The 11155-nt window shown below is 41.7% G+C and carries 15 protein-coding genes; 10 read left to right on the top strand and 5 right to left on the bottom strand.

The annotated features are described in order from the left end of the window. Window positions 1-197: 197 nt before the first annotated feature. Entirely contained in the window at window positions 198-803 is a 606-nt protein-coding gene (locus HUN04_16515; protein ID WDP91210.1) for a transporter substrate-binding domain-containing protein, read from the top strand. A gap of 182 nt (window positions 804-985) precedes the next feature. On the opposite strand, the gene HUN04_16510 is transcribed toward HUN04_16515, so the two are convergent. After that, a complete protein-coding gene (locus HUN04_16510; GenBank protein WDP91209.1) occupies window positions 986-1567 on the bottom strand; it encodes a tyrosine-type recombinase/integrase in 582 nt (193 codons plus the stop codon). On the opposite strand from HUN04_16510, the gene HUN04_16505 reads away from it, so the two are divergent. Further along, entirely contained in the window at window positions 1556-2311 is a 756-nt protein-coding gene (locus tag HUN04_16505; protein WDP91208.1) for an IS5 family transposase, read from the top strand. The two genes, HUN04_16510 and HUN04_16505, sit on opposite strands and share 12 nt — an antisense overlap. Before the next feature lies 1 nt (window position 2312). Here HUN04_16505 and HUN04_16500 read toward each other — a convergent pair whose 3' ends face one another. Next, on the bottom strand, window positions 2313-2774 hold the full coding sequence (locus HUN04_16500) for a phage integrase N-terminal SAM-like domain-containing protein (GenBank protein WDP93322.1): 462 nt from the start codon (window positions 2772-2774) through the stop codon (window positions 2313-2315). 570 nt (window positions 2775-3344) lie between these two features. Here HUN04_16500 and HUN04_16495 point away from each other — a divergent pair. From HUN04_16495 to HUN04_16485, 3 genes are all read left to right on the top strand, one after another. Next, window positions 3345-3641 carry a hypothetical protein gene (locus HUN04_16495; GenBank protein WDP91207.1) on the top strand — a complete coding sequence of 99 codons (297 nt, stop codon included), beginning with the start codon at window positions 3345-3347 and terminating at the stop codon, window positions 3639-3641. A gap of 126 nt (window positions 3642-3767) precedes the next feature. Beyond that, on the top strand, window positions 3768-4115 hold the full coding sequence (locus HUN04_16490) for a 1-deoxy-D-xylulose-5-phosphate synthase (GenBank protein WDP91206.1): 348 nt from the start codon (window positions 3768-3770) through the stop codon (window positions 4113-4115). Window positions 4116-4261: 146 nt separating this feature from the next. Next, the gene (locus tag HUN04_16485; protein WDP91205.1) at window positions 4262-5125 is read left to right on the top strand and encodes a hypothetical protein; all 864 of its coding nucleotides are present in this window, start codon (window positions 4262-4264) and stop codon (window positions 5123-5125) included. A gap of 299 nt (window positions 5126-5424) precedes the next feature. Here HUN04_16485 and HUN04_16480 read toward each other — a convergent pair whose 3' ends face one another. Then, on the bottom strand, window positions 5425-5961 hold the full coding sequence (locus HUN04_16480) for a transposase family protein (protein WDP91204.1): 537 nt from the start codon (window positions 5959-5961) through the stop codon (window positions 5425-5427). Window positions 5962-6124: 163 nt separating this feature from the next. On the opposite strand from HUN04_16480, the gene HUN04_16475 reads away from it, so the two are divergent. The 3 genes from HUN04_16475 to HUN04_16465 are packed head-to-tail and all read left to right on the top strand — an operon-like array spanning window position 6125 to window position 8528. Beyond that, window positions 6125-7564, top strand: a complete 1440-nt coding sequence (locus HUN04_16475; protein ID WDP93321.1) for an IS21 family transposase — start codon at window positions 6125-6127, stop codon at window positions 7562-7564. Continuing rightward, on the top strand, window positions 7561-8310 hold the full coding sequence (locus HUN04_16470) for an ATP-binding protein (protein WDP91203.1): 750 nt from the start codon (window positions 7561-7563) through the stop codon (window positions 8308-8310). The genes HUN04_16475 and HUN04_16470 overlap by 4 nt, the downstream gene beginning before the upstream one ends. Next, window positions 8310-8528, top strand: coding sequence for a hypothetical protein (locus HUN04_16465; protein ID WDP91202.1), 219 nt, complete (start codon window positions 8310-8312; stop codon window positions 8526-8528). The genes HUN04_16470 and HUN04_16465 overlap by 1 nt, the downstream gene beginning before the upstream one ends. A gap of 266 nt (window positions 8529-8794) precedes the next feature. On the opposite strand, the gene HUN04_16460 is transcribed toward HUN04_16465, so the two are convergent. Continuing rightward, window positions 8795-9154, bottom strand: coding sequence for a transposase (locus tag HUN04_16460; protein WDP91201.1), 360 nt, complete (start codon window positions 9152-9154; stop codon window positions 8795-8797). Window positions 9155-9186: 32 nt separating this feature from the next. Further along, entirely contained in the window at window positions 9187-9456 is a 270-nt protein-coding gene (locus HUN04_16455) for a transposase (GenBank protein ID WDP91200.1), read from the bottom strand. Window positions 9457-9705: 249 nt separating this feature from the next. Between HUN04_16455 and HUN04_16450 the strand changes: the two genes are divergently transcribed. Together HUN04_16450 and HUN04_16445 are read left to right on the top strand one after the other, a co-directional pair. Beyond that, window positions 9706-9999, top strand: coding sequence for a hypothetical protein (locus tag HUN04_16450; GenBank protein ID WDP91199.1), 294 nt, complete (start codon window positions 9706-9708; stop codon window positions 9997-9999). Then, complete coding sequence (locus HUN04_16445) at window positions 9992-10945, top strand: sugar transferase (protein ID WDP91198.1); 954 nt, start codon at window positions 9992-9994, stop codon at window positions 10943-10945. Before HUN04_16450 ends, HUN04_16445 begins: the two co-directional genes overlap by 8 nt. Window positions 10946-11155 lie beyond the last annotated feature (210 nt).

Below are 11155 nucleotides of genomic sequence, written 5' to 3'. Positions count from 1 at the left end.
ATCTCCAATTATTTTAATTTTTATGAGATAGGGTATAAATTTTTTCAATGCATCTTCTTAATTCAAAGAAAGGTTTATTTAATCGAAACCTTTTTCTAAGCATCGTTCTTGTGCTGTTGATCTTCACACAGACGGAATCTGTTGCGGCCCAGGATATTCAGAAAATCATTCTTCATACCAGTGTCCGAAATCAAAGCATGGATGAAATTACCAGTGAGATATTTAATCGCATCGGCATTGATTATGTTATAAAAGAATACCCTTGGAAACGGTTACTTTCCAATATGAAAAACGGTATAGGCGACGGTGTGCCATTCATATATTTCAAGAAAGAACGAACTGAATTTTTAGATTATACTGATCCCGTCATCACCACAGGGTTAGTCGTTTACTTTTCAACTAAAAAACAACCACCAGCCTTTTTGTCTGCCTTTTCAGACCTTAAACCCTATAAAATCGGCCTGGTTAGTGGTTATCGCCATTGTGAGGACTTTGAAAATGCAATTGCCGCTCATGGGTTTGAAATAAGTTACGCTAGAAATATCGAACTCAACTTTAGAAAATTAGCTGCAGGGCGTATTGATTGCTTTATCGAGTCTGAAATATTAATCGCTCCGCTCCTTATTTCAAAAACTGTCGATAAAACAAAATTCAAAACAGTTCCCAACAAATTTTGCAAAGATAAATTTCATTTTGCTTTTTCAAAACGATCACCCACAAAAGCGATCATTCCAAAAATAAACAAAGTAATCAAAGAAATGCAGAGAGATGGATCAATAGCCCGGATTATGGGACGTGAATAATCTTTATTCCTATAATACTTGCCACGCCTACCAATTTAGCAGGGCATAATCTTGATTTTAGCCCCCCGGCTCAAAATATGCTTGCATACCAGATGTTGCGGTCGGGGATCAGAACCAAAAGCGACAGTTTATACCATAAGTGCTCGTCGCGAGATTACTTCTCCTCAAGGATTGAATGCGTTTCAGAGATCCAATGGGCTTTTGATTTCTTTCAATGTTGTTGATTTTACTGTGTGTGTATAAATCATGGTCGTTCTAACGTCACTATGCCCTAAAAGTTCTTGAATCGTTCTGATATCGTAATTTGCCTGGAGCAGATGACTTGCAAAACTATGCCGGAAGGTATGGGCTGTCGCCCGCTTAATGATTTTTGATTTCCTGACTGCTCTTTTTATAGCCTTTTGAACATGAGTTTCATGAAGATGATACCTGCGGTATTCGTTGGAATCCGCCACAAAAGTCAGCTCCTTTGCAGGAAAAAACCATTGCCAGGTTAATTCTCTGGGCGCATTTTTATATTTCACCTCAAGGCGATTGGGCATAAAAACACCGGAGAAACCCTCTTTAAGATCATCTTCATGAACATCAACGACATAACTTGTCTGCCGTTCAAGTTCCCTGCGGACCGTCTCCGGTATTGGAACGGTCCGGTCCTTTTTCCCTTTCCCATCGTGGATGGTGATTAGGGGCTGTTTCCAAAAAAGTTTAAAATAATCTAGACATTTGAAATGGGGGATGATTTCGTCCTGTTTATGAACAGACACTCTATTTCAGATGAAAAATGGAAGCAAATAGAACCAATACTTGCACCACCCAAAAAAGAAACACGAGGGCGGAAGCCCAAAGATAACCGATTAATGTTTAACGGGATTTTGTGGATTTTAAAAACAGGGGCTCCTTGGCGTGATCTTCCTGAAAGATTCGGGCCTTGGCAAACGGTGTATAAAAGATTTGCAAAATGGACCTCTTTGGAAGCATGGGATGATCTTCTCAATAATGTCGCAAAGAACCAGGATAAAGAATCCGGTATGATAGACGGATCCTACGTAAAACTTCACCAACACGGTTGCGGGGCACGAGGTGGACAATACTCTCAGGCCATTGGGCGAAGTCGAGGTGGTTTAACAACAAAAATCCATGCTGTGGTTGATGGCCTTGGTAATCCAGTACGAATAAAACTGACCGGGGGTAATGTTCATGATATGGTACCTTCTTATGAGTTAATGGCAGACATAGAAGCAGATCAATTCCTTGCTGATAGAGCATATGATACTGACAAACTTATTGAAATTGTTGAATCTAAAGGTTCTAAGGTCATTATCCCATCAAGAAGAAACAGAACGGTTCAGAGAAAAATTGATAAACACCTTTATAAGGAACGACATTTGGTGGAATGCTTTTTCGCAAAAATAAAATCCTGTCGGCGAGTTTCGACTCGATATGAGAAACTCGCCAGCAGTTACCATGCAATGGTGCTTATTGCTTCTTGCTTGGTTTGGTTAGCATGATTTATTTAGAAACAGCCCCTAGGTTATGATCAAAATTAAAATCCTTTATTCTCAACTTCAGGCATTCCGCCAAACGCAGACCGCATCCGTACAAAAGCTTCACTACCAGATCATATGGGTATTCCAGACAGTTAATAACCCGATCAACCTCTTCCCTGGACAGCACCACAGGCACATACGGTTTCCTTTTGGCTCTGACTACCCCGTCCACCTTACCGAATTCTTTTTTCAACACATGCCTGAAATAAAACAACAAGGCATTAAACGCCTGGTTTTGGGAAGAAGCTGAAACCTTTTTCTTTACAGCAAGGAATGTTAGAAAACCTTTCACATCTTCAACGTTCAGAGTTTCAGGATTTTTCCCTTTGACAAAATAACGTAGTTTTTCAGCCCACAATGAATAAGATTTCAGGGTCTTATTTGAATAATGACGGACCTGTATTTCATTTTTTAATGATTGCATGGACTGATTCCAGAGATCGTTTTCATTGCCTGCGCTGAAAGGGCTTACTCCCTCTTGAATCAAGGGCGCAGTCTTGAGATTATTATGCTCAGATATTTGTGCTTGTGTTTGTTGTTCGAGTCCTGCATAGTAAAGCCTTACAGCCTTTTGGGCTTGATCTTGCTGAAATAAATTCTGCTTCTTTGATTTCAGTTTATCAACAAAAATCAATAAGCTTTCGGAGTCTGCATACCCATGATCATATTTTTTGCAGAAATCAAGATAGTACCTGAGCCATTTCCGATAAGCAGGATATTCTTTTGGCTGTGCTTCGCTGTTAACCAGCAGCCGGTCATATTTTTTGATTAGGGCTGGCGGGACTTTTAGCATGATATCAAACTTTGATAACGTTAAAATTTCGGTGTTATCCAGTTAGGGAAATGATACTTGACTTTGTCTATCCAGTCAAATTATAAAATAATTTGAAGGATATACAGAACCACACATTATATTGTTAAAACTATGAAACAATTTTCTATCATAATAATTCTACTATTCCTGGTCGGTTGTTCATCCAGTACGCCAGACCCAATGCTGATTGAATCAAAATACTCAGATATTGTTATTTCTGATGGGGTTAGTGAAGAAGAAATGATAATTATCGCACAAAACTATATGCTTAACCATCCAGATTCATTGTGTGAAGAAGACGCCTTAAAAGTAAACTTGGCCAATCCTTCCATAAAATGCGGTTGGGTGGATAAGGGCGACAACGGCTGTTATGTTGGTTTTAGAAGTAATGAGGCATTTTCGTTCAGAACCTTGTTCATAAAAGTTAGCAGCGAGTCTGGAAAGGCGTGGTGTGGTGGCTATTTAATCTTAAAATAATAGCTTGAGTATAACCAATCACCGAACCAGACCGGGGCAACCTGCCGGGTTTTCCAAGAAGGCTGTGCAAGGTTCCAGCAGTTTGGGCCGGCTGGTTGGCTCAAACGTTCTGTGTAAAGAAATAAAATGAATAATACGTCAAGAATAATGTGGATTGAAAATAAATCGGGTGAGAGTGGACTATCTGGCCCGGCTCGAATTGGAAGAGTCTCATTCTCAAAAAGTGGCAAAACACTCAAGTACAAAGGGAAAAGTTTTCAGTCACTGAAAGGCGATGGGTTCAAAGCAAATTATTACGAACTGGAAAGCGGCGATGAATATTGGATCACTGGTTGTCGAAAAGATGGTAAAAATGCTTTGTACAATACAGATGTTGAAATAGATGATAATGTTTTAGAAGAATATTGGGTTGAAATCAGGAAACAACCCGAAAACAAAAACATCAAAAAATTCAGAACTCAAGGTAAATACTAAGGCTGCACAGAACCATGCCATGCATTTGACCGCCAGGGCCTGACGAATTTGGAAAGTCAGTTCCAAATTGGTCATCATCAAATACTTGGCCGTTCAGTGGAAGCCCTGGCGGCAACTGATGGCCACGTTAGCCGTATAGGAGATATATGCAAGGCCCAATCGCACAAATAATTGCTCTTACAATTTATGGCAACTCTTTTATTCAAGGGTTTACTTCAGATATAGGGCCCTTTTTCCCAGAAAACTCAACATTCACATTCTGTGAGTATGTAAAATTTGTTGATATAGATAATAAAGAAGAAAAACTCTATGCAAAATCTCCAGTAGATTGGTTTGAAAAACTAAAAAAGGAAGGTGTTTTTGCTTTTAGACTTGTCTATGGCCCATCAGGCGACAAGGATATCTCAGATAGAATGTCAGTTGGTTTTGTTGGAGGCGGTGGACGATGGTTAATTGAAACTATTAGTCCAAATGGTAGTGACTATTGGGAGGCTAGATGGGAAGTAGGAAATCAAAACCACCCTAAAAAATTGATATGGCAAGTTACGTACGGCCGTATAGCATCTGGTGAGAAAACTTTAATTTATGAAAACTTAGATGGCTCAAAAATAAAAGCAGAGCTATCCAGTAATTTGGTGGAAATATCTAAGTTTGCTCGTAGCCATGACCTAGAAGGTTTCGCTAATGCTTTCGATAAAGGACTTTCCGCATTAAATTCAGATAAACCCTATAGTGACGTGTACCATAAGGATATATCACCTGATAATTTCTTAGATCTCGAAGCAACTCAACTTATAGCAGCGTCACAGGCTGCATGGGTATTTGGCGGCATGGGTTCTTGGAATGATTTAGGTTTTGATGGCAAAGAACAGGATGTATATGAAAAATTATCAGATGATTTGTATCGGTTGCTAAATGATAGCTACCTTATGGCAGCGAATAGCAATCTCAATATTGATCAAGAATTAATTAAAATAACTGGCGCAAAATGGTGGGAATTTTGGAAGTAACGGCTAACAAAAGCGTTCAACTCGGACATTCCACCGCGGCGCTTCTTTTGTGCTTGAATAGCACAAAAGAAGCGCCACTACGTCTTGCCGGTTAACGCTGACGTTCATGGCGCCTGCGGTGCCATTGACTTGCCCCCTTCTTTAGTACAACCCGCAATGTTAGGAAGGCTCCGAATTTTCAAAATATTGTTGTTGTGTACCACTTCCTTTGCTACTTTTCAAATACCTGCCCAGGGGATAGGGCAACGCTGGGGAGCGACCCGAGCACTGCGGCAGGTGCCAATACGGATGGGCCATGTTCATAGCGTGGCCTTTTCCTTTGGCCCATCCGGATGGCCCGTAGGCGTTAAACCCCGGGGGCTTGGGGGCAGAGCCCCCATATAAGATTGTTCCCATTCCTTTCTAATGTTTTCCGGTGTCTGATATCCCAGGCTGCTATGCAATCTTTTCGTGTTGTAGTACTGGCGCCACGTCTCTATGATTGCCCTGGCATCCGGGACGGAATAGAAGACCTCCTGATTCAGACATTCGTCTCTGAACCGGCTGTTAAAGCTTTCTCCAAAAGGATTCTGCCATGGTTTGCCTGGCTCAATGTACTTGGTTTTCACCCCTTGCTCTTTGAGCCAGTCCTGGATTTTATATGCAATAAACTCAGGCCCATTATCGCTCCTGATGTATGTTGGAACCCCACGGGTTGCAAATAGAATCTGCAAAACGATTTTCACCTGTGAAGATGGTATTGAGGTATCAATGTGGATTGCCAGGCTTTCTCGTGTATATTCGTCAACCACCGTTAAAAATCTCAGCCGCTGCCCTTCAAGGCAGGAATCTTCCATGAAATCATAGGTCCATTGATCAGCGTCATTTATAATTCCCGCCAAACGACAATTAAAATTCCCGAAATTTAAGAATCAAAAAAAATGGTAGAAACATCCAAATTGAACAGAAGGAGAGATTTGGATGGTAACGGACCAGCAAGTGAGGAGGTTGTTCAAGTTGATTCAGTCAGAGAAGAGTTTCGGGATAGCAGCAATGAAAGCTGGAATGGATGAAAAAACAGCTCGAAAGTACCGTGAACACGGGAAGTTGCCGAGTGAACTCAAAACGGATCATACATGGCGCACACGCAAAGATCCGTTTGAGGAGACCTGGGATGGTATCAAAGGCATGTTGACCATAAATCCAGGTCTGGAGGCCAAGACACTGTTTGAGGATTTGCAACGCAGACACCCCGGCCGGTTCGCCGATGGACAATTACGGACCCTGCAACGGAGAATAAAGCAATGGCGTGCTACAGAGGGGCCGCCCAAAGAAATCTTTTTTGCTCAAATTCATAAGCCTGGCGAATTATGCCAGTCAGACTTCACCCACATGGATAAACTGGGCGTCACTATAGGCGGCGTCCCTTTTGACCACCTGATCTACCATTTTGTTTTGACCTATTCCAATTGGGAGACAGGTACAGTCTGTTTTTCAGAGAGTTTCGAAAGCCTGAGCCAGGGCCTGCAAAATGCCCTATGGGAACTTGGTGGTGTGCCGCAGCAACATCGCACCGATTGTCTGACATCCGCTGTTAACAAGGTAAGTCACCCTGAGGAGTTCACCAGCAGGTATCAGGATCTTGTTGACCATTACGGTATCATTCCTTGCAAAACTAACCCTGCCAGCCCCAATGAAAATGGAGACGTGGAGCAGCGCAATTATCGGTTCAAAAAAGCCGTTGACCAGGCCCTGATGCTGAGAGGACACCGGGATTTTAAAGACCGGGAAGAATATGACTTGTTCCTGGCCAAACTGTTCGCACAGCTAAATGCCGGTCGTAGGAAACGGTTTACACAAGAACTGGATCTCCTACACCGGTTGCCCAAACGCCGGCTTGATGCATGTAAAAAGATGGATTTAAAGGTTGGTCCCAGCAGTACCATTCGGGTCAATCACAACGTTTACTCTGTAGACAGCAGGCTCATAGGAGAAAATATCCAGGTCCGCCTCTACATGGAATGCCTGGAGGTCTGGTACGGCCAGAGAAAGGTCGATACTTTGCCAAGGTTGCGGGGTGAGGGCAAATATAAAATCAATTACCGGCATATCATTGACAGCCTGGTCAAAAAACCGGGGGCATTTGAAAATTATCGTTATCGTAATGCCATGTTCCCCACCAGCCGGTTCCGGATTGCCTACGATCATTTAAGAAAGCGTTATACCGTTAAAAGCTCAGCAGCAAGGTATCTGAAAATATTATACCTGGCAGCAAAGACAAGCGAGGTGGCAGTAGACAGCGCCCTGATGGTTCTAATAAACGAGGATCAGGAAATCAGCAAAGAGGCTGTTAAACGCCTTATTGAGTCCAACGCCTCTGTCAGCAGGCCGGATGATGTTCATATCCAGGCAGTTGATTTGACTCGTTATGACCAATTGCTCAAGGGGGTGGCGGCATGATCAATGATCGGGATCAGATAGACACCAATCTTAAAAGCCTCCATATGCCGACCATGCGCCGCAGTTATGAAGAAATGGCGGATCAGGCCAGGGCGGAGGCATGGGGATATGAAAAGTACCTCTTACAATTGTTGAGTCTCGAATGCGAAGTCCGCTGGCAGAACCGGATATCACGTAACCTGAGGGCATCCAAGTTGCCATCTTCCAAGACATTTGAGAATTTTGATAAAAAGCGCCTCCCCTTAAAGGTTGCCAATCATTTAAGTGTCCTGGTCAACGGCGCTTTTTTAGAGCGCTGTGAAAACATCCTGGCCTTTGGTAATCCGGGTAGCGGGAAAACCCATCTGCTCTGTGCCATTGGCCATGAATTAATTGCAAAGGGTAAGCAGGTTCTTTTTATCTCATGCAGTCAGCTCGTCCAGGATCTGCTGATTGCCAAAAGGGATCTTGAGCTAACCAAAAAACTCAAATCCCTCTCCAGGTTTGATGCTGTGATTATAGATGACATTGGGTATGTCCAACAAAGCCGGGGAGAAATGGAAGTGCTGTTTACCTTTTTGGCGGAACGGTATGAACAGGGCAGCCTGATGATCACGAGCAATCTTCCGTTCTCTAAGTGGGAACAGATTTTTAAGGACCCTATGACAACGGCAGCAGCCATCGACAGACTCGTTCATCACAGTATCATCCTTGAATTGAATGTGGAAAGCTATCGCATGGAACAGGCTAAAATGGAGGCCGAATAATGATCGAGACCAGATATACCAGGCAGGAGATTGTTGAGATTATTAAAATGATCCGACTGGATTTATACAATCGAGGCCTGAACTGCGGTGCCGGTGCTATCAGCAAGGAGATGGAAGCGGAAAATATTGAACCAATGCCGTCAGCAAGCACTATCGGACGGATACTATCGATAGAGGGCTTAACCCATGGAAGAACCGGGTTTTGTGATGGTAATTAAAAGGACTTTTTACCGGATTATAATGGGGGCCAGCCCCCAAACCCCCGGAGTTTAGCGCATTATAGACCAAAGTATGAGAGCAAAAAGCGAAAGGCCGTACGTGGAAAATACGGCCCCTCATACTTCAGTCACCTTCTCGGCGCTCAGGTTGCTCTCCAGCATAGCCTTATCCTCCGGAAGGATGGTCTTAAAAAACATAATCAGAATTGTTTTGCAAGTATTTTTTAATGAAATTAAATGGTTACGCAGGTTGGGGAACGGGAGTTTTAATTGTCGTTGAAGGAAAAAAATATTTGTCGTTGATCAGTCCATACATGATTGGGATACTTCGCTGATATTGGCAGCGTTGTCCCCTTGCCACGCCGCCTCTTGCGCCTGACCCTCGGCACGCACAGCCCTTGTTCCTGCCAGAGCCGCTCGACTTTCTTATGATTGATGATCATCCCGGATCTGACCAACTGCATATGGGCCTGGCGGTACCCATGCCTCGGATACTTACCAGAGAATGTTCTTAGCCAGATAACCAAAACAGTGTCATCCCTTGGGTTTGCTTGGTATCTGTAGCTTGACCGACTTATCTTCAAAAACAGACATGCTTTGTATTCTGAAAGGCCCCGTTCCGTCATAGTATGTACGGCTTTCCTGCGATCCGGGACCTTTACCACTTTTTTGAGACCACCGCCTTTAGAGCATCAACTTCGAGGTCCCGTTCAGCCAGGAGCCTTTTTAATCGTACGTTCTCCTTCTCCAACTCTCGCAGCCGCTTTACATCCGGAACGGACATGCCACCGTATTTCTTTTTCCAGCGGTAATAGCTTTGCTCGGAGAATCCTCCCAGCTTGCAGAATTCAGCGATAGGTCTTTCCTGTTTCTCGGCTTCAAGCAGAATTTTGACGATCTGTTCTTCAGAATAGCGTTTCTTTTTCATCTTGATCTCCTTTTTAGCTCGGAGATCCTAACATATCACATTGTACTGTTTTTGGGGGGCATGCCCCCATGAACGCGATGCTATTACACATCATTTAATATAAAATTGAAATATGTTGATTATGAAAAAAATAATGCTAAAGTAGAATTGAAAAAATAATATATCAGTCAAAATTATGGAGATGAATTCTAAAAGTAAACATTCAATTGGATCAACAAAAAGCATTTCATTTTTAATGGTAGAGATTAAATGTCTGAAGAAAAAACTGTAATTAAAGACAAGCAAGATACAGCCTTTCTGCTGGAGTTATGGTATATGCTGCGGCCGTATACTCTATGTTTATTGAAAGATTTTTTTATATCAACAGGGCTTTGGACTCTTCTTTGGCTTTTTAAAAAATATACAAATACTGCAACAATTGAAGGTTGGCCAGGCGAATTTATAACTAATCTGCATGCAGCAGGAACCGTAATTGCTTACGGCTTATTCATTGGCCTACTTTGTTGGGACATTATAGCGATACATAGAGAAAAACATGACTAAAAACCATCAGTATAGTTCATATCCCAGTAAGAATGATTTAAAGAACAGTATACGTATTGGATCAATAATTTATATATTATTGACAATAATAACCGGAACATTAATGACCTGTGGATATTCGGTAAAGATAGTTCTAACACTTTCATTGATCATGTCTCTTTGCCTTCCAACAATTACCTTCTTACTTACCAGACCAAAATTAAAGTCTAAAAAACACAAAGGTATTGATGAAACAACCATAAAACAACTAAATGATTCTGTTACTTTAGAAATCTCTCCGAATTTTTATAATATACAGGGATTAATTAAACGCATCTTTGATTTTAGTATAGCGTTATTATTTTTAATCATATTGTTACCTCTCTTTCTAATAGTCCCTATATTGATAAAGCTTGACTCTATAGGGCCCGTTTTCTTTTCTCAGGATCGACTTGGCCGCGATCGAAAAGAATATCGCATTTTTAAATTTCGTAGCATGGCATTGGATGACGAAAACTTTACAGGCCCTGTTTGGGCTACGGAGAACGATAATCGCATCACCAGAGTTGGCAAATTTATAAGAAGATACAACTTAGATGATTTGCCAATTCTTATAAATATACTTAAAGGAGATATGTCAATTATTGGCCCATTACCAAAACGAGAATTCCATTGGCAACATTTTGAAATAACAAATAATATTCAAAATGTAATATTATCTATAAAACCTGGGCTCTTTTCATCCGGCAGTGTGATTTCAAGAATTCGAGGAAAAAACATCTCTCAAACCCATGAATATTTATTAGACGTATTCTATATTAATAATTGGTCATTAGTTATGGATATTAAAATTATTTGGAGTATCCTAAAATCATTTTTTTCTAACAACTGTGAACCTCCTAATTTAGATAAATTGAGCAAACGAAAAACCAAAACAAAGTTAACTACGCAATCTACACCTATATGATCTCTTATTTGTCGAAAAAGGGGGTTGGACTGCGGCGGACCCGAATGTTTGGACAGTGAACCAAGCCAACAGACTGAATATATAGAACAAATCTCGATAAAACACCCCATAAATAGCATTTTAAGAGTTGATATGGGTTTCCAACAATGCTCTTGCTACGGGTCGCAAAAAGCCGCGACCGCAGAAGAGCAACGTTCTCCTGCGCTAAAT

Origin of the sequence: Desulfobacter sp. (genome assembly GCA_028768525.1) — a bacterium.
Taxonomy (GTDB): Bacteria; Desulfobacterota; Desulfobacteria; order Desulfobacterales; family Desulfobacteraceae; genus Desulfobacter.
This window is presented reverse-complemented; position numbering and strand designations above follow the sequence as displayed.